Source organism: Deinococcus koreensis, assembly GCF_002901445.1.
Lineage (GTDB): Bacteria > Deinococcota > Deinococci > Deinococcales > Deinococcaceae > Deinococcus > Deinococcus koreensis.
Map to the genome: position 1 here is coordinate 1,466,828 of NZ_PPPD01000001.1, position 22,800 is coordinate 1,489,627.

The following is a 22,800-nucleotide window of genomic DNA, read 5'->3' on the forward strand; positions in this document are numbered from 1 at the left end:
CTGGATTCTGAAGCTTGACTTAACCCGGGCTGGTCTCCACCTAAAGAGTGGCATCATCCACTCGTTCAGCCCTTCCCACACACTGGGGGCATGACCCTCCCCCCTATCCTTCTTCCCCAGGTGGACAAGGTGCCGCTGCCCACTGGGCGCACCCCGGCAGTGAGGCCGCGTCCGGCCACACACAGCAGTCACCTGACCTGGGCCGGCTGAGATTTCAGCGCAGCCGAACTGTTCCAGCGCACCAGACCCGATCCAGACACCCAATGCAGGGGCCAGACCAGCGGCCCCTGCATCTCGTTTCTGACAGAACTGTCACAGCCCAGGCGCTGACCGGACAGGGGGCTGTAAGACTTGAGAGAGGGTTCATCTTCCATGCTGAACCATGACCAGCGTGGAGTATGGCCGTCATGTCCGCCGCGTTCTGGAATGGGACGAGGTCGTCGCCGAGCCGGAGGAGGCTCCGGCGCGCGCGCCCGTCGATTTTTCACATGGCTCCGTCTTCCTCGTGGACGATGAGCCCGTGCCGGCCCAGCCGTCGCTGCTGGCCTCGGTGGCGCGGCTGCTGGGCCGGAAAGTGTCCTGAAGCGGCCTGACCGGTCATGACCGGCCCGGGCTCGGGCGCTCCTCTGCCAGCTTCAGCTGCCATTCGGTGAAGGTCTGCCAGGGCGTGAAGCCCAGCGCCACGTTGATGCCCAGCATGGCCTCGTTCACGTGGGCGTTGCTGGTGCGAATCCAGCGGGCGCCGGGGCACCGGGCCAGCACGTGCTCCAGCATGGCGGCCTTGAGCCATTTGCCCAGGCCCAGGCCACGGGCGCTGGGGCGCACCGCCGTCGCGCCCTGGTAGACCAGCGCGGCGCGTTCGGGAGACCAGAAGACCTCGGTGTAGCCGTCGAGCTGCCCACTGCGGATATCCTCGGCCGCCATGAAGAAGCGCACCTCGCCCCCCTCCTCGATCATGGTGTCCCAGGCGCGGATCATCTCGGGGGTGACCGTCCAGTCGTCCACCTCCAGATCACCGCGCGGCGCGGTGTTCATGACCATGATCATGTCGGCGGCGCGGAGCAGGAAGTCGTCGGGCACCTGACGCCAGACGCGCAGCCGGTACGGGTCACCCTGCGGGCGAACCTGCCACGCCCGCAGGAGCCCGGCGTCCAGGGCCCCCAGGTCGAGGCGGCTCTGGCGCATGGGCAGCGCGGGCTCGGCGCCCAGGGCAGCGGCGAATCTCTCGCCGTCCAGGGAGGTGCTGGACGTGCCGAAGGTCACCACCCGCCGGCCCTCTCGCTGCGCGGCGTCTTTCAGGGCCCGCCCCAGGGCCTGCCCCAGCCCCCGGTGGCGGTGCTCCGGATGCACCACGGCCCGCGCGTGGGCGGCGTGCGTGTTCTGCTTCAGGTCGTAGCTGAGCGAGGCCCAGCCCAGCACCTGACTGTTCTGCGCCTGACTGCTCTGCTCCTCACTGTTCTGCGCCTGCGGGCCGTCCCAGATCACGAAATGATCGGCCCGCTCGTCCGGCCCCAGGTGGGTCAGGCCGATGGCCTCACGGTGGGGGAGCAGGGGTGGGTCGTCCGGCAGGGCGTAGGCGTAGGCCGCCGCCAGCAGCGTGCCCACCGCCAGCCGCTGCTCGGCGGGGGCGCCACGCGGATCGAAGGGGGTCACGCTCACCTCGCCCGGCGGCCGCGTCTGTAGAGGGGTCGTCGTCATGGGGGCAGTGTGAACCCGGGGCGTCAGGAGCACATGCGCCAACTGGCGGATAGGCGCCGGCTACCCTGGAGCGTGGCCCTGACCCACGCCATCGGCGCAGGGCGACGCCCCCTTCGCCCGCGGGTTCCGGGGAGACGTGCGGGTGTTCGGCGCACTGTACGCGGGCTACATCCTGCATAGGCGGTCTCCGGCCGGGTACGGCGCGACGGGCGCCACAGCACGCGGGAACTGGCCCGACTGAGCGCGCTGGCCGGCGATCAGGCGGGGCTCATCCTGCTGCAGGGCATCGCGCTGGCAGGCTTCAACGTCGTGGACATCCACGCCCTGCACGCCGCATCCGGGCGGCCCGTGCTGGTCGTGGCCCGGCGGCCTCCAAACCTGGGCGCGGTGCGGGCGGCGCTGCTGGCGCACGTGCCGGGCGGGGCGCACCGGTGGCGGCTGATAGGGGCGGCGGGCGAGATGGAGGCCTGCGGCGGCGTGTACGTGCAGCGCGCCGGTCTGACGCTGGACGAGGCCGCAGGCGCGCTGACGGCGCTGACCGTCACCGGCCGGATCCCCGAAGCCCTGCGGGCGGCCCACCTGATCGCGGGCGGCGTGGCGCGCGGAACGAGCCGGGGCCAGCGGGTCTGAACGTTCTGTGCAGAGATCGTTCGATGTTCACTCATCTCTTTAGTTTGCAAAGCAAGTAGCCTGAGTGGAGCGGGCTCACCTCCCTCCCACTGTTCTCCCACCCACCGAAGGACACCCATGCTGAACCTCACCCCCACCGAAAAGCAGGCCTGGCGCGGCTTCCTGCACACGCACGACAGCCTCTGGAAGGCGCTGGACGCCGAACTGGGCAAGGACGAGCTGAACCTGCCCGCCTACGAGCTGCTGACCACCCTGCAGGACACCGGCCTGAGCGGCATGAGGATGACTGAGCTGGCCCGCTCCCTGCGCTTCTCCGGCGGCGGCCTGACCCGGCTGGCCGACAAGTTGCAGCGCCAGGGCCTCATCGGCCGGCGCCGCTGCCCCGAGGACGGCCGGGGCTGGGAGGTCTACCTGACCTCGGTGGGCGAGGAGAAACTGCGCCGCATCCACGCCCGCCACCTGCGCGAGGTTCGCAGCCGCTTCCTGGACAGGCTGAGCCCCCAGGAGACCGAGCTGCTGGCGGGCATCTGGCGCCGCTTCGAGGAGACTCCATGACCCCCCCTCCCCTGTCCGGCGTGCACCACGTCAGCGCCCTGAGCGCCGAGATCGCCGCCAACCACGATTTCTACACCCGCGTGCTGGGGCTGCGGCTGGTGAAGAAGACCGTCAACCAGGACTCGCCGGGCATGTACCACCTGTTCTACGCCGACGGCGCGGGCAGCGCGGGCACGGACATGACCTTCTTCGATTTCCCGCGCGCCGCCCGCGAGCACCGGGGCCGCGACTCGATCACGCTCACCACCTTCCGCGTGACCGGCGAGGCGGCGCTGAGCTTCTGGGTGCAGCGGCTGGACGATTTCGGCGTGCCCCACGGCGGCGTCCATTACCGGGACGGCCGCGCCCACCTGGACTTCGAGGACGTGGACGGCACCCGCCTCTCGCTGTTCGACGACGGCGGCGAGGGGCCGCGCGGCGTGCCGAACGACCAGAGCGACGTGCCCCAGGAGGATCAGATTCAGGGCCTGGGCTACAGCGGCCTGACCGTGGCCGAGCTGGCGCCCACCCGCGATTTTCTGGAACGCGGCCTGGGCCTACGGGAAGTCCAGACGTATCTCACCGACGGCTTCACCACCCACGTCTTCGAGATGGGCGAGGGCGGCCCGCACGCCGAGCTGCACGTCACCGGGCGAGACGACCTGCCCCACTCGCGCCCCGGCGCCGGCAGTGTGCACCACGTCGCCCTGCGGATGCGCGACGAACAGGAACTGCGGGCCTGGCTGTTTCATCTGGACGCCGAGGGCCTGGGCAGCAGCGGGCGGGTGGATCGCCACTACTTCGCCAGCATCTACCTGCGCGACCCCAACGGGCTGGTGATCGAACTCGCCACGGACGGCCCCGGCTTCGCCACCGACGAGAGCCTGGACGAACTGGGCGAGCGGCTCTCGCTGCCCCCGTTCCTGGAACCGCGCCGCGCGACCATCGAGGCGCACCTGCGGCCGCTGGCGCTGGGCGCCGGTGATGGTTGATGGGCGATGGTCGATAGGGAACAGCGCTCTTTCCATCAACCATCAACGATCGACCATCACCCCTCCGAAGGAGACCCCATGACCCTGCAGCTCACCGGCTTCCACCACCTCACCGCCGTCTCGGCCGACATCCGCGAGAACAAGCGCTTCTACACACAGGACTTGGGTATGCGCCTGGTCAAGCGTTCCGTGAACCAGGACGACGTCAGCGCTTATCACCTGTTCTACGCCGACTCGGTGGGCTCGCCCGGCAGCGACATCACCTTCTTCGACTGGAAGGTGCCCCGCGAGCGGCGCGGCAACAACACCGTGACCCGCACCGGCCTGCGCGTGCAGGGCGAGGCCAGCCTGGGCTACTGGAAGGCCCGCTTCGCCGAACTGAACGTGAGCCACGGGGACATTCACGACAGAGGTGGCCGCCCCGTGCTGGACTTCGAGGATCATGAGGGCCAGCGCCTGAGCCTGACCCCGGACGGCGGCGCCGGGGACGCGCCCGTGGCCTGGGCCGGCAGCCCGGTGCCCGCCGAGCACCAGATCCGTGGGCTGGGCCCGATCACCATGACCGTGCCGAACCTGCGGAACACCGATCTGGTGCTGCAGAGGGTGATGAACCTGCGCCCCCTGCGCGATTACCCGAATCCCGAGAGCCCAACCCACACGGTTCACGTGTACGAGATGGGCGACCCGGCCCAGGCTGGCCCCCACGCCGAGCTGCACGTGGCGGTGCGCCCCGACCTGGCCCCGGCCTCGCCCGGCGCGGGCGGCGTGCATCACGTGGCCTTCCGTACGCCCAACGACGAGCAGTACCACGCCTGGACCCAGCACTTCCGGCACTTCGGGCTGCAGACCAGCGGCGAGGTCGACCGCTTCTGGTTCCGCTCGCTCTACTTCCGCGAACCGAACGGTGTGCTGTACGAGATCGCCACCGACGGCCCCGGCTTCGGCGTGGACGAGGACATGCACACCCTGGGCGAGAAGGTCATCCTGCCGCCCTTTCTGGAGGGCCGCCGCGAGCAGATCCTGGCGGGCCTGAAGCCTATTGACTGATGCAGAAGGCTGAAGGCTCAAGGCAGAAGGCTAAAAAGATCCTTGTTCTGGCCTTCTGCCATCAGCCATCTGCCTCTCCGAAGGAGACTTATGAACTGGATTCACCATCTGCAGCGCGGAGAGAGCGACCTGACCCTGCTGCTGCTGCACGGCACCGGCGGCAACGAGCATCAACTGATGGACTTCGGGCGGCAGGTCGCCCCGGCGGCGACGCTGCTGGGCGTGCAGGGCCGCTCGCTGGAGGAGGGCTCGCCGCGCTTCTTCCGGCGCTTTTCCGCCACCTCCTACGATCAGCCCCACCTGCTCTCCGAGGCCGGGGCGCTGGCCGACTTCGTGGGCGAGGCGGCGCGGGAGTACGGCCTGAATGCAGCGAGGGTGGTGGCGCTGGGCTACTCCAACGGCGCGAACATCGCCCTGGCGAGCCTCGCGCACCGGCCTGACGCATGGGCCGGGGCCGTGCTCCTGCGCCCCGTCATGCCCATGGACGAGCCGCCGGAGGCCGACCTGAAGGGCCTGCCCGTGCTCGTGCTGAGCGGCGAGCGCGATCCCTACCAGCCCTTCGCCGCGCCCGTGGTGCCCTACCTGAACCGGGCGGGGGCGCGGGTCGAGGAGCATCTGCTGGCCGCCGGCCACGAACTGACCCCCCAGGACGCCCAGCTCACAGCGGCGTGGCTGGCGGGCATGTCCTGAGCGTGACATGAGCACAGCCCCCTGAATTCCCAAGGCTCCGTCAGGAAAGGTCAGGGGGCCGTCAACGACCGGCCGCACACTGCGCCCTATGAAGACCGCCCTGACCGCCCTGCTGGCCCTGTCTGCCGCCACCCTGAGCACCGCCGCCGCCCAGCCGCAGCTGAGCGCCCAGAGCATCATCGTCAACCCCGTGCAGACCGCGCTGGATGTGAAGGTCTGGACAGACCGGGCCGCCGGCACAGTCGTGCCCAGCTACCGCATCGGCGAGCCCATCCGGATCTCGGCCAGCGTGAACCAAGACGCCTACGTGTACCTGTTCAACGTGGACGTAGACGGCACGGTCGACCTGATCCTGCCGAACACCTACAACGGCGGCGCGAACTTCGTGAAGGCCAACACCACCGTGCAGTTCCCGGCGCCCCAGGCGGGTTTCACGTTTACCGTGGACGGCCCGGTGGGGCTGAACAAGGTGCTCGCCCTCGCCAGCCTGACCCCGCTGAACCTGGGTGAGATCGCCTCCTTCAAGGGCCAGCAGAACTCCTTCGCCACGGTCAGCGTGCGCGGCGAGCAGGGGCTGGCGCAGGCGCTGAGCATCGTGGTGACGCCGGTGCAGCAGAGCTGGACGAGCGATACCGCCCTGTACAGCGTGGCGAACCGGGTCTCCGTGGTCATGCCCCGGCCGGTGCCGCCCATGCGTCCCCTGCCCCCGGTGCGCCCCGTGCCGCCCGTGCGCCCGGTCGAGCAGGCGCAGCCCGTGACCACCCCCCAGACGCCCCTGCTCGACCTGATCGGCGCGCTGTTCGGCGGCCTCCTGAACGTGGGCAGCGTCTCGCCGGTGCAGGCCACCTTCGACCAGCAGCTCCAGAGCCTGCAGGCCGAGGGCTACCGCGTGCTGGGCACGCGCGCCGTCGCCGGCGGATATGAGGCGACCCTGCAGAGTGGTACCGGCAGCGCCCGTCTGATCGTGACCCAGGGCCAGGGCCGCACCGTGGACGTCAGCGTGACCAGATCCAGCCGTTACCGCTACTGAAGCCGGTCTGAAGCTGGTCGGGGAGCCTCCGCTGTGGAAGGCTCCCCGACTCCATGTCACAGAAGTGTCCCAGCAGCCTAGTGGCTCCGGTCGGCTGTCCCGCCCCCGGTTGCCTCCCCCTGCCCCAGCTGCTCCTTCAGGAACGTCATCAGGCCCCGGATGTGCTCGCGGTCGAAGCGGAATTCCACTCCCGCCGCGCGGTACAGCTCGGGCACGCTCACCGCGCTGCCCAGGCGCAGGGCCGACTTGTAGCCCTCCAGGGCGGCGGCCGGGTCGCGCTGCGCCCCACGCCAGATGCCCACGGCGGCCAGGTAGCACATGGCGTACTCAATGTAATAGAAGGGCACGTGGAAGATGTGGTAGTACTGCCAGCCCTTGGCGCGGGCGGCCACGTCCAGCCCGTCCCAGTTCACGAAGCTGTGGAAGGTCTGATCCAGTTCCAGCCATTTGGCGTCCAGTTCCGCGACCGTGACCGTCGAGGGCGCCTCGGCGTACAGCCAGTGCTGGAAGGCGTCCATCTGCGCGGCCCAGGGCAGGAACGACACCACGCCCTGGAGCTGCGAGCGTCTGTAGCGGGCCAGCTCCTCCGGCGAGAAGACGTGCCCCAGGTGATCCAGGGTCAGGAATTCCATGGCCATCGACGGGATCTCCACGAACTCGGTGGGGCTCCAGCGGTTCCAGACCAGGGGCTGCGTGTCGCCGCTGTAGAAGCCGTGGAAGGCGTGCCCGACCTCGTGGAACAGCACGCGAACGTCCTCGGCCGTGCCGACCACGTTCATGAGCACGAAGGGCTCGTTGCGGGTCGGGAAATACTGGCAGTAGGCGTGGGTCATCTTGCCGGGGCGGGATTCCAGATCGAGCAGCCCGTTCGAGCGCATGTAGCCGAAGCGCGCCGCCAGGTCGTGATCCAGGCCCGAGAAGGCCTGCTCGGCCAGCGTTTCGAGCTGCCCGCCGTCCTGGAAGGGAGCCAGCGGCGCGCGGCGCTGCACGTCCAGCAGGTTGTTGCGGTTGTAGTCCCAGGGCCGGATGGCGTCCAGGCCCAGGGTGTCGGCCACGCCCTTCATCAGCTCCGCGAGGATCGGCACGACCTCGCCCTGTACCGCGTCGTGGAAGGCCCGGCAGTCGGCGGGGCTGTAGTCCACCCGGTCGAGCGCCTTCCACTGGTAGTCCAGGTAGGTCGCCTCGTCGGCGTTGCGGGCCAGGGTCCAGCGGGTGACGATCAGGTCGAGCATAACCTGATCCAGTTCCGGCGCGACCTGCAGGTTGCTGGCCGACAGCGCGCGCCACGCCGCCTCGCGCGCCTCACGATCCGGGCTGTCCAGGCGCTGCTTGGCCTGGGGAATGGTCAGCTTCTCGCCCCCCAGCAGCACCGACTGGTTGCCCGTGATTACCGAATGCCGGTTCTTCTGCTGCTCGTGGGTCACGCCCAGTTCCACGTTGGCCTCGCGGAACAGCGCGGCGGCGTCCCGGAAACGGCGGTAGTTCAGGGCGAAACGGGCGTCCGGCACGTAGCCCGGCACCGACAGCAGTTTTTCCTTGAGCGCCTGATCCGCCCGCTCGGCGCTGGGCATCAGCTCGGCCAGGAAGGTCTGGTAGCGCTGCTGGATGTCGGGGGCGTCGGTGTGCAGGTCGGCGTGGGTGGAGAGCTTGCTGGCGGTCTCGTAGAGTTCGGCCGACAGCTCGCTCCAGCGCCGCAGCCAGTCGGGCACCCCGGCGGCGTCCAGGCTCTCGGCGAGCAGGGCCTCGAAACGCGGCGCATAGGTGGGCCACTCCGAGGCGGCCGGCGGTACGGCCAGTTTGCGTTCAACAGCGTCCAGGGTGCCCGTCATGCCCGGAGTGTAGCGCCCGGCAGGAGGCCCTGAAGGTGTGATTCAGGACGGGGGCTGGCCTCAGGCGTCGGCGTCGCGGGAACGGGGGGGCTTGGGCGCCCGCTCCGGCCCCGCCTTCGGGTCGCCCTCCGGGGCGCGGCGCAGTTCCCCGGCGGGAACGCCGAGCATCATGCCCTGGTCGGTCACGACATCGACCGTGCCGGTCAGGGGGTGCAGCTTGGTGACCTTGCCGCAGGCGCCGCTGCCGTCGTGGCAGACCTTGGCGTTCTTGCGCGGCAGGTTCTTGAGCAGGTCGAGGTACTGGGTGTGTTCGAACTGCAGGCAGCACAGCAGCCGCCCGCACGGCCCGGACAGCTTCTCGGGGTTCAGCGGCAACTGCTGGTCGCGCGCCATGCGGATACTGACCGGCGCGAAATCCTGCAGGTGCGTGCTGGAGCAGTTCTCGCGCCCACAGGCCCCCAGCGTGCCCAGCATCTGCGCCTGCTCACGCGGGCCGATGGCGGCGAAATTCACCCGCGCCCGCGTGTGGGAGCGCAGCTCGCCGATCAGGCTGGTCAGCTCGATGCGCTCGTCGGCGGAGTAGCTGACCGTGACCAGGCTTTCGTCGAGGGTGAACTCGACCGCCACCAGCTTCACGGGCAGGTTGCGCTCACGGGCGCGGGCCCGCAGCAGCCACTTCAGATCCTCGCCGGTGCGGTGCAGGTCTTCCCAGCGCTGCAGATCCTCCGGAGTCGCGGCGCGCAGCACCGAGCCGTAGCGCTCCGAGGCCAGGGGCGATCCGGCCTCGCCGCGCACCGTGGCGACCTCCGGCCCGCGTTTGCCCTGCACGACCACCTTCGCCCCGACCGCGTGGGGCGCCTCACTCAGCATGGGGTGGAGGCGGGGACTGCGCTCGAAGCGAACCGGCAAGACGAACATTGAGCGCAGGATGTCATGCCCGGAGCGGCAGCGTCGAGAGGCGGTGCACAAAGCCCAGGCAAAGGGCCTGGGCTGGGGCCAGAGTCCAGCTCGGCGCAGACACAGCAGGTGGCTCTCCAGGTGGGGCCTCACCGCGGGTGCACGGGTGACACGGACGCGGTGGTCGGGGGTGGCGCCGACCCGCAGGCGAACCGGCACCCGGCGGCCTGTTCCCGTGGCGGCGGATCAGGTCAGCGGATCAGTGCCGCTCGGCCAGCACCTCGATCTCCACCCGCACGTCGCGCGGGAGGCGAGCCACCTGCACGGTGCTGCGGGCCGGATACGGGGCCTGGAAGTGCCGCTCGTAGACCGCGTTCATGGCCGCGAACTCGTTCATGTCGGCCAGGAAGACCGTGGTCTTCACCACCCGGTCGAGGTCGGTGCCCGCCGCGCTCAGCACCGCGCGCAGGTTGGCGATCACCTGCTCGGTCTGCTCGGTGACGCCGCCCTCGACCAGCGCACCGGCGGGCGTCAGGGGAATCTGGCCGCTGGTGACCACCAGGTTGCCGAAGGTCACGGCCTGGCTGTAGGGGCCGATGGCGGCGGGGGCGTCCGGGGTGGTGATGATGTCTTTCATGCCCCAGAGCATATAGAACCGGAGCGTCCGGACAGGGCGGGGGGAGCTGGACACCCGCCGGCGGGCTCCGGACGACCCCTGCTGACCGACCGCTGCCCGACGTCCACTCCGCGGGGCCGCGTTCCTGCAGTCGCCGGCCGCCCCCAGGGTCACCCGTCCCCGCCTCTCCCACCATCTCCCTGCTCCCCCTGGACTGCACATCGGCGCCGCGCAGGGCGGCCCGCCGCTCTCTCCAGCGGGGCCTGTCCCCGTGCCTGCAGTCCGGGTTCACCGTCCAGGCCAGCCGCCCGGCCAGCTCCATGCTCTGCCCTTCAGAAGTTGCGGGCGAAGAGCAGCTGGCGCAGGTACACGAAGCGGGGGGCCAGCGGCGGCAGGTTGGCGGCGTTGTCGTAGCGGCTGTCGTAGTCCCAGTCGCGCCTGGGGGGCGAGTACACGCCCGCCTTGCCCCAGGCGCCGCTGGCGTGGGCCGGCTGATCCAGACTCACGAAGGAGCCCCGGTAGCGGAAGGTCTTCCCCGACCAGTCCTCGTGGAAGCGCGGGTAGTTCTCCAGACCGCCGTTGTACTTGCCCCCGGCGGTGATGTCGGTGCCCGCCAGGAACGCCGCGTTGACCTCGGTGTCGCTGGCGGTGTGGGTTCCGGCGCTGTCGCTCCAGCTGTTCGACAGGACGTTGACCGTATCGGCCAGCACGGAGGCCGGTTTCCAGCCGATCTTGTTGAAGTCGCCCTGCAGGTACGCCGCCTGATCGGTGACGATGGTCAGGCCCTTGACCGCCGGGGCACCCGCCAGGCCGCTGCCCAGCGTGGCGGCGTCGGTCACGCGGACGCCCAGGTTGCTCTGGGTCTTCGCGGCATCGGCGTCCTGAAAGCTGAAATTCCAGACCAGGCCGTTGCCGGTGGTGTCGTCGAGTTTCAGCGTGTTGCCGGCGGGGTTCAGGAACGTGCCGGCCGGCGCGGTGTGGATGCAGTTCATCAGCAGGCGCTGGTTGACCTCGATGAGCGTCTGGCGGGCCTCCTCGCGTCTGTTGTTGAAGGTGCCCGTGCCCGCACCGCTGGCGGGGTTCATCGACAGCGCCCCCGCACAGTCCGGGGCGTTCTTCAGGCGGCTGGTGGCGGCGGTGTTGAGCAGCCCGTCGGCGTTGCGGGCCTCCAGCAGCCACACGCCGGCGCTGTCACGGCGGGCCACGATCCGCAGGTCGGCCTTGCTGAACAGCTCCTCACCGGGAACGGGACTCAGCGGCTGTTTGGGCACGGTCAGGCTGTCCAGCCTGGTCTTGACCCGTCCGTTGAACTGCGTGAAGTTGCTGTCCGGCACGAGCGCGCTGCTGCACCCCTGCATGGTCTTGGTGGTACTGGCGGTGTCCGACACCGTGACCGGGCCGGCGTCGCAGCCGCCGCTTTCCTTGCGTTTGCGGAAGATGTCGCCGCCCGTGGTGATGCGCCCCCCGATCTTCAGGCTGGTCGAGGGCGACAGGTAGAGATCACTGTTGGTGTGCACCCGGCCGTTCAGGGTCATGGCCGGGCTGGGGTTGATCTCCAGGTCGTTCTTGTAGAAGGCGGCGAACTGGAACATGGGCACCAGGCGGCTCTGGAACTCCATCTGCAGCCGCGCCTCGGTGTCCGGGCTGCCCTGGCGCTGCGCCTCGCTGACCACACGGTAGGAATACTGCTGGTAGTTCAGCCCGGCGTAGGTCTCCCCCGGATTGACGACGCCGATGTTCTTGGCCGGATCGGGGTCGGTGGTGTCCAGCACGTAGGTGGCCACCTGCCGCTGGGCCAGGGTCAGCGAGGTGTCGCAGGCGAAGTCGCCGCTGCCCACGTTGCTGCCCTGGCAGGGCGTCGCCGTCGCCGGAGACGAGCCGGCGGGCCGGCTGTAGTCCACGAACTTGCCGCGCACCTTCTCGGCACGGATGTTCAGGCCCCCCTCGGCCGCGTAGAAGCCGGTCAGGCTGTTGGCGACGTTGGAGGTGTCGCGCTGGTTGCCCAGCGTGATGCTGATGTAGGCGATGGCCAGGGCGCTGAGCACCATCATGGCGATCATCACGCTGATCAGGGCGTAGCCGGCGCGGTGCTCAGCCGTGGTGCGGGCCGGAGCCGGGGAGGGGCGGGCGGTGCGGGTGGGCATGGTCAGTCCTCCGCCGAGAAGGCGTTGCGGGGGGTCACGGTTTCAGACAGGGCGCGGCTGGTGGTCTTGCCCCGTGAGGTCGAGGAACCGCTGAGGCTCAGCTGCACCGAGCGGACGTCCTTCCAGCTGGTGCCCGACGTGGGGAAGTCCCCGCTGGGCACGCTGCCGTCCTTCAGGGTCAGCGACACCTTCAGGCTGCCGATGCTGGGCGCCACGGCCTCGGCGGACTCCCCGTCCACGCTCAGGGTCAGCTGGCCGGCCGTGACCGCGTAGGTGCGTGTTTCCAGCAGGTAGATCACCGGGCCGTCGTTCGTCCTGTAGGAGTTGAGCCACGTTCCGCCGCTGCGGTGGATGAAGCGGCCGGCAGCGTCCGCGGCGTCGTAGGTGAAGGTCTCGCCCCGCCCATGAACCGGATCGAAGATGAAGGCCTTGACCGCGCCTCCGTGCGCGTTCCGGAACGCCTCCCAGGGAGCGACCAGGGCCGGCGTGGCCGCCTGACAGTCGGCGACCGGGGTGCCCGGCTGCAGGGCGACGTACAGCGTGGCGGCGGTCGTTCCCGAGTCCAGATCCGCACACAGCGGCAGCACCACGTCCAGCAGGTTCCTGCGGATCGTCAGGGTGTCGCTGCTGCCGACGCGAAGCTCCAGGGCGGGCACGTTGCGCCGCAGCCGCTCGCCGGTCTGGCGCACGTCGTTGCTGACTACCCGCAGCGCACTCTGCAGGTTCTGGTTGACCTCCACGCGGCGGCTGTCGGTGTCGTACAGCCGGCGGTTGCTGTTCACGACCTCCAGGGTCAGCACCAGCAGCAGGCCACTGATCATCATGGTGACCAGCAGCTCGACCAGGGTCAGGCCCTGCTCGCGGCGCGGCTCAGGGCGCGACATAGTTGACCTCCGCGAAGACCGTCTCGGCCTCGTAGTACGGGGCGCCGTCGAGCAGGGCGGTCGCGCTCACCATGCGGCTGTTTTCCGTGCACAGGGCGGGCAGGCGGCAGTAGACCAGCCGAACCGTGTAGGTGCGGCCCCCCACCACCTTGAGCACGTCCTCGCTGCCCGACTTTGTGTTGATGGTCTGGGCACGCAGATCGTCCAGGGCGCTTTCCACGGCGCTGGCGGCCTGCGAACGGCGCTCGCTGCGGGTGTTCAGCTGGGTGTTGCTGATGAACAGCGGAATGATGAAGCTCAGGATGATGACCAGCACGGCCAGCGCCACCAGCGCCTCGACCAGCGTGAAGCCCGCCGAGGGCCTGAGTCCTGAGGAACTGGATCCTGAGGGTCTGCGCCGCGCGGGTCTGGAGCCCTTCATGGCGTGACCTGCACGGCCCCGCCCAGGAACACGGCCAGGGTGTAGACGGCCGTGCCGGTGTCGTCGCGCAGCTGCACCTGACGCGCCGAGTCGGCCACGCCGCGTGAATCGAAGCAGACCTGCCAGACCGTGGGCGCCACCGGCGAGACGAGCACCACCCTGGGGTTGAGTTCGACCGCCGTGCTGGCCGGCAGCTCCGTCCAGGTCGTGGCGGCGCAGCTGCCGGCCTTGCGGGCACTGAAGCGCCGGGCGGCGTAGTCCAGCCGCACCTGCACGGCGCCCGTCGAGGCGATGGCCGTGCTGCGGGCCGCCTTGACCGCGCTGGCCAGGGCGCGCGCGTCACTCAGGGCCGGCCGCTGGAACCCGCGCAGGTTGAGCGCGGCCACGCCCAGCAGGATGCCCAGAATGCCCAGCACGGCCAGGAGTTCGAGCAGGGTGAACGCCCGGGTCGACCACCCCCCGCGCCGCTGTGTCCGGCGGCCCCTCAAGTTGTCCGGTTGTCGGTTTCGAGTCTTGACAGACATACTGTGGCCCTCTCCTCGCCCCTCTTGGGGATGACATCCCCAGGGGCAGCCCTGCCCACTCGACCCTGCTCCCTCGACTGGCGGGTGCTCTGAAGGTCAGGCCACCTCGCCCGCCACTTCAACTGCATCTTGGGTCAGAACGCTGGCGAAGTGCGCGCTCTGCCCCCAACCGGGGGCGGATTTTTATGCGGAAACAGGGCCAATTCCCCCAACCGGGGGCGGCCTGCCCAAGTCCTCGACCAGGCTCTCATGGCGATTTCGAGTGCCATCCGCTCTGTGTCCGGAGTTCATCCGACCGGAGGAACTTGCAGGGCAGCGAAGCAGAGAAGCGACAAGGGCGGAGTCCGCCGCAGGCGAGGAACACCCGGTGCGCTCCTGGGTGTGACGGAATGAAGCGGCAGGCCGCATCAGGGAGAACCGCCGTCTGTCCGGCCCATCCCAGGCTTGCCCGGGTGCCGCCCTCCGGTGGACGCCGTGGAGTCCCCACCGCCCACACTGCGGAGCCGGACGCGCGTCTAGACGGCGCTCAGCTGGGAGAAACCCGGTCAGGCAGCGCTTTCATGCAAGCCCACGCACATCAGGGGCCCGGATGCCCGGCTCGGGCACCGACAGGCCGGTTCGGCTACATCTGAGGATGGCAGTCTTCCAGTCTACAGCGGCTGCCGACGGGCCGCGCCGTCCCGCGCTGAGTGACGCTCGGCGGGCGCTGTGAAGGGACGCTTGCCCCGCCGGCTGCATTTCAGTGCTGTGTTACGATGGGGTCTGAGTCTGACGTAATTATTACAAGAAGGTCGGGCCACCGGAAACCCCTGAGCAGCAGCCATCACCTCATCCCCCGGGATGAGGCTTTTGGAGCGGCCCAGGCACAAGATCGGGAAAGGAGGAGTGAGTTTTGGACGTCTCAAGTCGAGTCTTAAGTGAATTGGCGAGCCGCGAAGCGGCGCTGGACGCGCAGATCGAAGCGGCCCGCGTGCAGGCGCAGCAGACCGTGGACGCTGCCCAGGCGCAGGCCGCCGGCATCATTCGGGACGCGGAAGCTCAGGTCAAGGCCATGCAGGCCGAGCACGAGCAGAAGTTGAGTGCCGAGATGCAGCAGATTCGCGCTCAGGCACGCGCCGAGGCAGGCATCCAGGCTGAACAGACGCGCGGCCGCGCACAAGCCCGGCTGGATCAGGCGGTGGACACCATCATGAGGGCGGTGCTCCCGTGATCAACCCGATGCAGCAGGTGGTGGTCGCCCTGCGAAGGCGCGACAGCGAGTCAGTCATCGCTGCCCTGCAGGACGCCGGAGTGCTGCACCTGAAGCCAATTACCGACAGCCCCCTGAATTCGGGCACGCTGGTCAGCGAGGACGCGCAGTCGCGCCGGGAAGACGAGCGCCTGCTGGCCCGCGCGGAGAGCACCATCGCCGAGCTGGGGGCCTATCGTCCGGCCCCGGCGGGTCTGCCCGATCCTGCAGACTGGAGCGAGGTGATCGAGCGTGCGGCCCAGCCCGTCTCGGCCCTGGCCCGTCAACGCCAGGAACTGCAGGCGGATCTGGACGCCGAATCCGCCTATGGCGGCGCCGTACGTGCACTGGCTCGCCTGGCTGGAGGACTCGACCGCAGTCGTCGGCTGAGCGTCGTGCCTTTCCTGCTCCAGCCTTCCGACGCTCCGGGCGACCTCGAGGCCGCGCTGAATTCGGCTCTGGAGGGGCGCTATGCCCTGGCGACCGAGACCGTGGGGCAGAACCGGGTTGGCGTGATCGCGACGCTGCGTAACGAGCGAGACCTGGCGCGCGCCGCCCTGAGCAAGGCGCGGCTGGGCGAACTGCGCCTGCCGGGCCGTTTCGACGGCCTGGCCCTCTCGGACGCGGCTGCCCAGATGGAAGCAATCCAGCGCGGCGGCGTGGCCCGCCAGGGCGATCTGAACGCTCAGCGCGACCGGCTGGCCCAGGAGCATGGCCCGCAGCTGTACGCCGTGCGTGACGCCCTGAAAGACCGCGTGGCGATCCATGACGTGCGCGCCGTCTCGGCCCGTGGCAAGTACAGTCTGGCGTTGCAGGGTTACGTGCCCGCAGACCGGCTGGGAGCGCTGCAGGGTGCCCTGGGCGCCTTCGGGGACGCCGTGAGCTACGAGGTGTACCCGGTCGACGAGCACCACGACGAGCGCATCCCGGTGCAGCTGAAGAACAACGGCTACGTGCGGCCCTTCCAGACCGTAATGGGTCTGATGAGCCCGCCCCGCTATGGCACCTTCGATCCCACCTGGGTGATCGCGCTGTTCTTCCCGCTGTTCTTCGGCATCATCATCGCGGACATCGGCTACGGGCTGCTGTTCGCGCTGTTCGGGCTGTGGCTGCGCGGCAAGGCCCGCCGGAACGAGGGCTGGGATCTGAGCTTCTTCGGCGCCTACGTGCCGCCGGGCACCCTGAAAGACCTGAGCTTCGTCACGCTGGTGATGTCGGCCTGGAGCATCGTGTGGGGCTTCCTGACCGGCGAGTTCTTCGGCACCCTGCTGGAGCACATGCACTTCTTCTACATCAATCCCGGACTGCTCGACCGGCTGTGGGGCTGGACGGGTCTGAGCTTCCCGGTCGAGGCCGAGAAGCTGGAGAAGGGCTACTACAAGGGCCTGATTCCCATCGTGTTCCCGCGCCTGGAAACCGGCTACTTCAGCAACGTCGCGCTGGTCTTCGCGCTGCTGTTCGGCATCCTGCAGGTGCTGTGGGGCTGGGCCATCCGCATTCAGCAGGGAATCAAGCACCGCGATTCCGTTCATACCTGGGAGGGCATCGCGCTGTTCGGCGGCGTGTTCGCCCTGATCATGCTGGCCTTTACCAGCCGCGCCGGCAAGGAAATCGGCACCGCCTTCTCCGACTTCAGCGACCCCCGCGTCTGGCTGATGTACGCCGGCTTCGCGGCCTTCCTGATCGGCTACCTGCGGATCATCGGCAAGTACCCGATGCTGCCCATCGAACTGCTCTCGCAGGGCGGCGCCGTCATGAGCTACGCCCGTATCTTCGCAGTGGGGCTGGTGTCCGCCATCCTGGCCAAGCTCTGCACCGACCTGGGCTGGAGCATGTACGAGCGCATCGGTGTGCTCGGCATCCTGATCGGCCTGCTGCTGGGCGCGGCACTGCACTTCTTCGTGCTGGCCCTGACCCTGATCGGGCACATCGTCCAGCCGCTGCGTCTGCATATGGTCGAGTTCCTGAATCCCACCGGCTTCAACAACGAGACCAGCCCCGTCTACAACCCCTTTCGCCGCCTCAGCCCGGCTGCCCAACAGGTCAGCGGGCAGGTCAAATAACCTCAGGAGTGTTCACCATGACCAAGTACAACAAGATCGTCCTCGCGTCCTTCGCCCTCGCTCTGGCCACCACGGGTCTTGCTCAGGAAGCCACCACGGCCGCTGGCAACGACGAACTGTACCGCGGGATGCGCGCCATCGGGGCCGGTCTGGCCCTGGGCCTGGGCGCCGTCGGCACCGGGATCGCCCAGGCCCGCATCGGCTCGAGCCTGGTGGGCGCCGTGGCGGAAGATCCCAGCAAGGCCGGCAGCCTGCTGCTGTACTTCCTGATCCCCGAAACGCTGGTCATCTTCGGCTTCCTCGCGCTGTTCATCCTGAACTGATATGGCGCTCGACAAGCTTCTCGAAAACGAGGCGCTCTCGGAGATCGAGCGGATCCGGGCGCTCGCCCAGGGCCAGGCCGAGCAGATCGTCACCCAGGCCCGTGAGCGCGCCCAGGCGATGATCGACAGCCGCCGCCGGGCGCTCGACAGCGAATACGCTGCCGGACTGACCCGGGCGCGCAGCGCGGCTGATCTGGACGGGAACGCGCAGCGGCTGGAGGCGAACAACAGTCTGCAGGTGCAGGCCTTCGAATTGGCCGAGCGGCATCTGCGAAGCGCTCCCCAGGCCCCGGAGTACCCCCAGGTGCTCTCCCGCCTGATCGCTCAGGGCCTCGAATCGCTGCCCGGCGCCTCGGTGGTCGAGGCGCACCCGGCCGAGCACGACGCTGTTCATCAGGCCCTGGCGCAGCTGGGCCGCTCCATGGACGTGCGCGCCAATCCACAGCTCGCCACAGGCGTGCGGCTGGTCAGCCCTGATGGCAAGACCAGCATCCAGAACACCCTGCTGGGTCGTCTGGAACGCGTACGTGGCGACCTGGCCCCGCAGATCAGCCGTCTGGTCGCCGAGTAAGGAGGCGAGATGCCGGACGACTATTCCTACATCAATACGCGTGTCCGCGTGATGCGTACCAAGCTGCTGGACGGCCGGGCGCTCGATTCGGCGCTGGCCGCCGGCAGCTACCAGGAGTTCCTGCGCGTCCTGACCGAGACCGATCTGGCCTCCAACCTGCGGGAGACCACCGGGGAGAGTGCCGGGCTGAGCGAGCTCGACCAGGCCCTCAGCCAGAACCTCTTCGCCACCTCCCAGAAGGTGCTGCATTTCGCTGATGGCGACGCCAAGCGAGAGATTCAGGCGCTGCTCATGAAGTGGGATCTGGTCAACCTGAAGACCATCGCGCGCGGCATCGTCAACAGCCGCGGCGCCGACAACATCATCCAGAGCCTGGTTCCGGGCGGCACCATCAAGCCCAGCGCGCTGCAGAGCGCGGCCCAGTCAAGCGAACTGCAGAGCGCGGCGGCGACCATCGCGGTCAGCGGGCACCCGCTGGCCCGAGCCCTGCGTGAAGGCGCCCTGGCCTATGGCAGTTCCGGCCGCCTGCTCGACCTGGAGGTCGCGCTGGATCAGGGTTACTACCGTTACGCCCTGAGCGTGGCCCGTAACACCAGCCTGCGCCGCTACCTGAGCCGCGAGATCGACGTGACCAACGCTCTGATCGCGCGCGCCGTGCGGGGGCAGGCGGGGGCCGCCATGGACTCGCGGCTGTTCGTCGCCGGCGGCACCCTGGACGCGGCCGGTTACACCCGGCTGGGCAGTGGGGACGCGGGAGGACAGGCCGATATCGCGGCGATTCTGGAGGCGCCGGGACTGGAGGAGGCTGAGGTCGTGGCCCGCACAGTGCTCGACCGCTCTGCCCGCAACGTCGCGGCCGGCGATCCGGAGGGCGTGGGCATCATTCTGGACTTCCTGCGCCGCAAGGAGATCGAGATCGCCAAACTGCGTCTGATCGCCCGGGGCAAGTTCTACGACCTGCCGGTCGAGCAGATCCGCAAGGAGGTGCAGGCATGACCCGGGGCACTTCCCAGACCCAGCGCGTGGCGGTGCTCAGCGACGCCGAGACCGCGACCGGCTACCGGCTGGCCGGGGCCACCGTGCTGGAGGCCACTCCAGCCACTGCCCTGGCTGAACTGGAGCGGGCCATCCAGGCCGACCTCTACGGACTCATCGCGGTCGATACCGGTCTGATCCCCGATCCGATCACGGCGACGGCCCGCCTGATGCGCGGCCGCGACCTGCCGATCCTGCTGCCGATCCCCTCCCTGAAAGACGCCTTTTCCCCCGATACCGTGGACGCCAAGGCCTACATGGGCAAACTGGTGCGCGATACCATCGGCTTCGACATCAAGCTGTAAAACGGAGGCAGAAGGCAGATGGCACAAGGCAGATGGCAAAAACAAAGAATGGTCTTGAGCGTTTGCGCTTTTAGCCTTCTGCCATCAGCTTTCCGCCTTCAGCCTCTCCCAAGGAGAACCAAATGACGCAGAACAAGAGTGGCGTCGTGCAGAGCATCGCCGGCCCGGCGGTCATCGCCAAGGGCATGTACGGCGCCAAAATGTACGACATCGTGCGCGTGGGCACGGAACGTCTGGTGGGCGAGATCATCCGCCTCGACGGCGACACCGCCTTCGTGCAGGTGTACGAGGACACGTCCGGCCTGACGGTCGGCGAGCCCGTGCAGACCACGGGCCTCCCCCTCTCGGTGGAACTGGGGCCAGGGATGCTCAACGGCATCTACGACGGCATCCAGCGCCCCCTGGGCAAGATCCGCGAGGCCTCGGGCGACTTCATCGCGCGCGGCATCGAGGTCTCTTCGCTCGACCGCGAGCAGCTGTGGGACTTCACCCCCAGCGTGAACGTGGGCGACTCCGTGGGCGGCAGCTCGATCCTGGGCACCGTGCCCGAGTTCAGCTTCACCCACAAGATCCTGACCCCCCCCGAGAAGAGCGGCCGGGTCTCCTGGATCGCGCCGGCCGGCCAGTACAACATCGACCAGACCATCGCCCGCCTGGAAGACGGCAGCGAACTGCGCATGGCCCACTACTGGCCCGTGCGTGCCCCCCGCCCCGTGGCGAAGAAGCTCGACCCCAGCCTGCCCTTCCTGACCGGGATGCGCATTCTGGACGTGCTGTTCCCGCTGGTCATGGGCGGCACCGCCGCGATCCCCGGCCCCTTCGGCTCGGGCAAGACCGTGACCCAGCAGTCAGTGGCGAAGTACGGCAACGCCGACATCGTGGTCTACGTGGGCTGCGGCGAGCGAGGCAACGAGATGACCGACGTGCTGGTGGAGTTCCCGGAACTGGAAGACCCCAAGACCGGCGGGCCGCTGATGCACCGCACCATATTGATCGCCAACACCTCCAACATGCCGGTGGCGGCGCGTGAAGCCTCGGTGTACACCGGCGTGACCCTGGCGGAATATTTCCGCGACCAGGGCTACTCGGTCTCGCTGATGGCCGACTCGACCAGCCGCTGGGCCGAGGCGCTGCGCGAGATCTCCTCGCGCCTGGAAGAGATGCCCGCCGAAGAAGGCTACCCGCCCTACCTGGGCGCCAAGCTGGCCGCCTTCTACGAACGCTCCGGCGCCGTGACCACCCTGGGCGGCGAGGACGGCGCGGTGTCGATCATCGGGGCCGTCTCCCCGGCCGGCGGCGACATGTCCGAGCCCGTGACCCAGGCCACGCTCCGGATCACCGGCGCCTTCTGGCGTCTGGACGCCGGTCTGGCGCGCCGCCGCCACTTCCCGGCGATCAACTGGAACGGCTCTTACTCCCTGTTCACGCCGATCCTGGACAAGTGGTACCGCGCGAACATCGGCGAGGACTTCCCCGAACTGCGCCAGCGCATCAGCTCGATCCTGCAGGAAGAGGCGAGCTTGCAGGAAGTCGTGCAGCTCGTCGGCCCCGACGCCCTGCAGGACAACGAACGCCTGATCATCGAGACCGGCCGCATGCTGAGGCAGGACTTCCTGCAGCAGAACGGCTTCGACCCGGTGGACGCCAGCGCTTCCATGCCCAAGAACTACGGCCTGATGAAGATGTTCCTGAAGTTCTACGATCAGGCCGGCGCCGCGCTGAGCAGCGGCTCGAGCATCGACGAAATCATCCAGAGCCCCGTCATCGAGAAGCTCGCCCGCGCCCGCTACACGCCCGAAGGTGACTTCGCGGCCTACGCGGACGGCGTGCTGAGCGAACTCGACAGCACCTTCAAGGCGGTGAAAGCGTGACCCTACTGCAGAAGGAATACAACGACGTCGCGTACATCTCCGGGCCGCTGCTGTTCGTGAATGCCGCCTCGGATCTCGCGTACGGCGCCATCGTGAACATCAAGGACGCGAACGGCAAGATGCGCGGCGGGCAGGTCATCTCGGTCAGCGACCAGAACGCCGTGATCCAGGTGTTCGAGGAAACCCGCGGCCTCGACCTCGCCACCGCCTCGGTGAGCCTCGTGGAAGACGTGGCCCGGCTGGGCGTGAGCAAGGAAATGATCGGCCGCCGCTTCGACGGCCTGGGCCGCCCCATCGACGGCCTGCCCGAAGTGGTCGCCGAGAGGCGCCAGAGCATCAACGGCCAGCCCATGAACCCGGCGGCCCGTGCCAAGCCCGAGGAGTTCATCCAGACGGGGATCTCCACCATCGACGTGCAGACCAGCCTGATCCGTGGCCAGAAGCTGCCGATCTTCTCGGGCTCGGGTCTGCCGCACAACGAGCTGGCGGCGCAGATCGCCCGTCAGGCCAAGGTGCCCGGCCACGAGGGCGACTTCGCCGTGGTCTTCGCCGCGATGGGTCTGACCCAGCGCGAGGTCTCCTTCTTCACGCAGGAGTTCGAGCGCACGGGCGCGCTGGCCCGTTCCGTTCTCTTCCTCAACAAGGCCGACGACCCCGCCGTGGAGCGTCTGCTGACCCCGCGCATGGCCCTGACCACCGCCGAGTACCTGGCCTTCGAGCACGGCTACCACGTGCTGGTGATCCTGACCGACCTGACGAACTACTGCGAGGCGCTGCGTGAAATCGGCGGCGCCCGCGAGGAAATCCCCGGTCGGCGCGGCTTCCCCGGCTACATGTACACCGACCTGGCCTCGCTGTACGAACGCGCCGGCGTGGTCGAGGGCAAGCCCGGGAGCGTCACCCAGGTGCCGATCCTCTCGATGCCCGACGACGACATCACCCACCCCATCCCCGACCTGACCGGCTACATCACCGAGGGGCAGATCGTGGTCGACCGTACCCTGAACTCCAAGGGCATCTTCCCGCCGATCAACCCGCTGCCCAGCCTGAGCCGCCTGCAGGGCAACGGCATCGGCAAGGGCAAGACCCGCGCCGACCACAAGAACATCAGTGATCAGCTGTTCGCCGCGTACGCCAACGGCCTCGACCTGCGCAAACTGGTGGCCATCACCGGTGAGGACGCGCTGACCGAGACCGACAAGCTGTACCTGAAGTTCGCCGACGACTTCGAGGTCTACTTCATCGGCCAGGGCGACCAGGACCGCTCTATCGAGGACTCCCTGACCGTCGCGTGGGGCATCCTGAGCAAGCTGCCCCAGAGCCAGCTGACCCGGATCTCCAAGGACTCCATCGACAAGTTCTACGGCACCAAGATGGACGAGATGTGGAAGGGCGGCCGGTCAATGCAGTAACGCAGAGGGCAGAGAGCGGAGAGCATAGTGCTAAAATAGGTTGAGCCCTCTGCTCT

At 68.7% G+C, this 22,800-nt stretch carries 23 protein-coding genes; 15 read left to right on the top strand and 8 right to left on the bottom strand.

Annotation, left to right across the window (positions count from 1 at the left end; genetic code table 11):
• The first annotated feature begins 382 nt into the window (after positions 1–382).
• Entirely contained in the window at positions 383–583 is a 201-nt protein-coding gene (locus tag CVO96_RS06980; RefSeq protein ID WP_103311599.1) for a hypothetical protein, read from the top strand.
• Positions 584–597: 14 nt separating this feature from the next.
• Here the strand turns inward: CVO96_RS06980 and CVO96_RS06985 are convergent, their stop codons facing one another.
• Positions 598–1,698 carry a GNAT family N-acetyltransferase gene (locus CVO96_RS06985; protein WP_103311600.1) on the bottom strand — a complete coding sequence of 367 codons (1,101 nt, stop codon included), beginning with the start codon at positions 1,696–1,698 and terminating at the stop codon, positions 598–600.
• Positions 1,699–1,935: 237 nt separating this feature from the next.
• On the opposite strand from CVO96_RS06985, the gene CVO96_RS06990 reads away from it, so the two are divergent.
• The 6 genes from CVO96_RS06990 (at position 1,936) to CVO96_RS07015 (ending at position 6,621) form a co-directional block, all read left to right on the top strand.
• On the top strand, positions 1,936–2,328 hold the full coding sequence (locus tag CVO96_RS06990) for an endonuclease dU (protein WP_341476185.1): 393 nt from the start codon (positions 1,936–1,938) through the stop codon (positions 2,326–2,328).
• A gap of 117 nt (positions 2,329–2,445) precedes the next feature.
• Entirely contained in the window at positions 2,446–2,883 is a 438-nt protein-coding gene (locus CVO96_RS06995) for a MarR family winged helix-turn-helix transcriptional regulator (RefSeq protein ID WP_103311601.1), read from the top strand.
• Positions 2,880–3,854 (top strand): ring-cleaving dioxygenase, encoded by a 975-nt coding sequence (locus tag CVO96_RS07000; protein ID WP_103311602.1) that lies wholly within the window; start codon positions 2,880–2,882, stop codon positions 3,852–3,854. The genes CVO96_RS06995 and CVO96_RS07000 overlap by 4 nt, the downstream gene beginning before the upstream one ends.
• Positions 3,855–3,932: 78 nt before the next feature.
• A complete protein-coding gene (locus tag CVO96_RS07005) occupies positions 3,933–4,901 on the top strand; it encodes a ring-cleaving dioxygenase (protein ID WP_103311603.1) in 969 nt (322 codons plus the stop codon).
• 90 nt (positions 4,902–4,991) lie between these two features.
• Positions 4,992–5,591 (top strand): alpha/beta hydrolase, encoded by a 600-nt coding sequence (locus tag CVO96_RS07010; protein ID WP_103311604.1) that lies wholly within the window; start codon positions 4,992–4,994, stop codon positions 5,589–5,591.
• Between the two features lie 88 nt (positions 5,592–5,679).
• Positions 5,680–6,621 carry a DUF4384 domain-containing protein gene (locus tag CVO96_RS07015; RefSeq protein WP_103311605.1) on the top strand — a complete coding sequence of 314 codons (942 nt, stop codon included), beginning with the start codon at positions 5,680–5,682 and terminating at the stop codon, positions 6,619–6,621.
• A gap of 77 nt (positions 6,622–6,698) precedes the next feature.
• Here the strand turns inward: CVO96_RS07015 and CVO96_RS07020 are convergent, their stop codons facing one another.
• The 7 genes from CVO96_RS07020 to CVO96_RS07050 form a co-directional block, all read right to left on the bottom strand.
• Positions 6,699–8,450 (bottom strand): M3 family oligoendopeptidase, encoded by a 1,752-nt coding sequence (locus tag CVO96_RS07020; RefSeq protein WP_103311606.1) that lies wholly within the window; start codon positions 8,448–8,450, stop codon positions 6,699–6,701.
• A 60-nt stretch (positions 8,451–8,510) separates the two neighbouring features.
• The gene (locus CVO96_RS07025) at positions 8,511–9,368 is read right to left on the bottom strand and encodes a PSP1 domain-containing protein (protein ID WP_103311607.1); all 858 of its coding nucleotides are present in this window, start codon (positions 9,366–9,368) and stop codon (positions 8,511–8,513) included.
• 238 nt (positions 9,369–9,606) lie between these two features.
• Positions 9,607–9,984, bottom strand: a complete 378-nt coding sequence (locus CVO96_RS07030; protein WP_103313342.1) for a RidA family protein — start codon at positions 9,982–9,984, stop codon at positions 9,607–9,609.
• A gap of 311 nt (positions 9,985–10,295) precedes the next feature.
• Positions 10,296–12,107: a pilus assembly PilX N-terminal domain-containing protein gene (locus CVO96_RS07035; RefSeq protein WP_103311608.1), complete on the bottom strand. Its 1,812-nt coding sequence runs from the start codon at positions 12,105–12,107 to the stop codon at positions 10,296–10,298.
• 2 nt (positions 12,108–12,109) lie between these two features.
• Positions 12,110–12,991, bottom strand: coding sequence for a PilW family protein (locus CVO96_RS07040; protein WP_103311609.1), 882 nt, complete (start codon positions 12,989–12,991; stop codon positions 12,110–12,112).
• Positions 12,978–13,412 (bottom strand): type II secretion system protein, encoded by a 435-nt coding sequence (locus CVO96_RS07045; RefSeq protein ID WP_103311610.1) that lies wholly within the window; start codon positions 13,410–13,412, stop codon positions 12,978–12,980. The genes CVO96_RS07040 and CVO96_RS07045 overlap by 14 nt, the downstream gene beginning before the upstream one ends.
• Positions 13,409–13,936, bottom strand: coding sequence for a GspH/FimT family pseudopilin (locus CVO96_RS07050; protein ID WP_103311611.1), 528 nt, complete (start codon positions 13,934–13,936; stop codon positions 13,409–13,411). Before CVO96_RS07050 ends, CVO96_RS07045 begins: the two co-directional genes overlap by 4 nt.
• A 922-nt stretch (positions 13,937–14,858) precedes the next feature.
• On the opposite strand from CVO96_RS07050, the gene CVO96_RS07055 reads away from it, so the two are divergent.
• The 8 genes from CVO96_RS07055 (at position 14,859) to CVO96_RS07090 (ending at position 22,744) form a co-directional block, all read left to right on the top strand.
• The gene (locus CVO96_RS07055; protein ID WP_341476167.1) at positions 14,859–15,146 is read left to right on the top strand and encodes a V-type ATPase subunit subunit G family protein; all 288 of its coding nucleotides are present in this window, start codon (positions 14,859–14,861) and stop codon (positions 15,144–15,146) included.
• The gene (locus CVO96_RS07060; RefSeq protein ID WP_103311613.1) at positions 15,143–17,227 is read left to right on the top strand and encodes a V-type ATP synthase subunit I; all 2,085 of its coding nucleotides are present in this window, start codon (positions 15,143–15,145) and stop codon (positions 17,225–17,227) included. The genes CVO96_RS07055 and CVO96_RS07060 overlap by 4 nt, the downstream gene beginning before the upstream one ends.
• 17 nt (positions 17,228–17,244) lie before the next feature.
• Entirely contained in the window at positions 17,245–17,550 is a 306-nt protein-coding gene (locus CVO96_RS07065) for a V-type ATP synthase subunit K (RefSeq protein WP_103311614.1), read from the top strand.
• Between the two features lies 1 nt (position 17,551).
• A complete protein-coding gene (locus CVO96_RS07070; RefSeq protein WP_103311615.1) occupies positions 17,552–18,121 on the top strand; it encodes a V-type ATP synthase subunit E in 570 nt (189 codons plus the stop codon).
• A gap of 9 nt (positions 18,122–18,130) precedes the next feature.
• Positions 18,131–19,117 (top strand): V0D/AC39 family V-type ATPase subunit, encoded by a 987-nt coding sequence (locus CVO96_RS07075; protein WP_103311616.1) that lies wholly within the window; start codon positions 18,131–18,133, stop codon positions 19,115–19,117.
• Positions 19,114–19,461: a V-type ATP synthase subunit F gene (locus CVO96_RS07080; RefSeq protein WP_103311617.1), complete on the top strand. Its 348-nt coding sequence runs from the start codon at positions 19,114–19,116 to the stop codon at positions 19,459–19,461. The genes CVO96_RS07075 and CVO96_RS07080 overlap by 4 nt, the downstream gene beginning before the upstream one ends.
• Positions 19,462–19,583: 122 nt before the next feature.
• Positions 19,584–21,332 carry a V-type ATP synthase subunit A gene (locus CVO96_RS07085; RefSeq protein WP_103311618.1) on the top strand — a complete coding sequence of 583 codons (1,749 nt, stop codon included), beginning with the start codon at positions 19,584–19,586 and terminating at the stop codon, positions 21,330–21,332.
• Positions 21,329–22,744: a V-type ATP synthase subunit B gene (locus tag CVO96_RS07090; protein WP_103311619.1), complete on the top strand. Its 1,416-nt coding sequence runs from the start codon at positions 21,329–21,331 to the stop codon at positions 22,742–22,744. The genes CVO96_RS07085 and CVO96_RS07090 overlap by 4 nt, the downstream gene beginning before the upstream one ends.
• Positions 22,745–22,800 lie beyond the last annotated feature (56 nt).

Excerpts from the sequence above, each read along its gene's own strand:
- CVO96_RS07035 (WP_103311608.1), bottom strand. The coding sequence starts at position 12,107 with ATGCCCACCCGCACCGCCCGCCCCTCCCCGGCTCCGGCCCGCACCACG.
- CVO96_RS07025 (WP_103311607.1), bottom strand. The coding sequence starts at position 9,368 with ATGTTCGTCTTGCCGGTTCGCTTCGAGCGCAGTCCCCGCCTCCACCCC.
- CVO96_RS07015 (WP_103311605.1), top strand. The coding sequence starts at position 5,680 with ATGAAGACCGCCCTGACCGCCCTGCTGGCCCTGTCTGCCGCCACCCTG.
- CVO96_RS07050 (WP_103311611.1), bottom strand. The coding sequence starts at position 13,936 with ATGTCTGTCAAGACTCGAAACCGACAACCGGACAACTTGAGGGGCCGC.
- CVO96_RS07045 (WP_103311610.1), bottom strand. The coding sequence starts at position 13,412 with ATGAAGGGCTCCAGACCCGCGCGGCGCAGACCCTCAGGATCCAGTTCC.
- CVO96_RS07010 (WP_103311604.1), top strand. The coding sequence starts at position 4,992 with ATGAACTGGATTCACCATCTGCAGCGCGGAGAGAGCGACCTGACCCTG.
- CVO96_RS07030 (WP_103313342.1), bottom strand. The coding sequence starts at position 9,984 with ATGAAAGACATCATCACCACCCCGGACGCCCCCGCCGCCATCGGCCCC.
- CVO96_RS07075 (WP_103311616.1), top strand. The coding sequence starts at position 18,131 with ATGCCGGACGACTATTCCTACATCAATACGCGTGTCCGCGTGATGCGT.
- CVO96_RS07020 (WP_103311606.1), bottom strand. The coding sequence starts at position 8,450 with ATGACGGGCACCCTGGACGCTGTTGAACGCAAACTGGCCGTACCGCCG.
- CVO96_RS07040 (WP_103311609.1), bottom strand. The coding sequence starts at position 12,991 with ATGTCGCGCCCTGAGCCGCGCCGCGAGCAGGGCCTGACCCTGGTCGAG.
- CVO96_RS07065 (WP_103311614.1), top strand. The coding sequence starts at position 17,245 with ATGACCAAGTACAACAAGATCGTCCTCGCGTCCTTCGCCCTCGCTCTG.
- CVO96_RS07000 (WP_103311602.1), top strand. The coding sequence starts at position 2,880 with ATGACCCCCCCTCCCCTGTCCGGCGTGCACCACGTCAGCGCCCTGAGC.
- CVO96_RS07080 (WP_103311617.1), top strand. The coding sequence starts at position 19,114 with ATGACCCGGGGCACTTCCCAGACCCAGCGCGTGGCGGTGCTCAGCGAC.
- CVO96_RS07085 (WP_103311618.1), top strand. The coding sequence starts at position 19,584 with ATGACGCAGAACAAGAGTGGCGTCGTGCAGAGCATCGCCGGCCCGGCG.
- CVO96_RS07005 (WP_103311603.1), top strand. The coding sequence starts at position 3,933 with ATGACCCTGCAGCTCACCGGCTTCCACCACCTCACCGCCGTCTCGGCC.
- CVO96_RS06980 (WP_103311599.1), top strand. The coding sequence starts at position 383 with ATGACCAGCGTGGAGTATGGCCGTCATGTCCGCCGCGTTCTGGAATGG.
- CVO96_RS06995 (WP_103311601.1), top strand. The coding sequence starts at position 2,446 with ATGCTGAACCTCACCCCCACCGAAAAGCAGGCCTGGCGCGGCTTCCTG.
- CVO96_RS07070 (WP_103311615.1), top strand. The coding sequence starts at position 17,552 with ATGGCGCTCGACAAGCTTCTCGAAAACGAGGCGCTCTCGGAGATCGAG.
- CVO96_RS06985 (WP_103311600.1), bottom strand. The coding sequence starts at position 1,698 with ATGACGACGACCCCTCTACAGACGCGGCCGCCGGGCGAGGTGAGCGTG.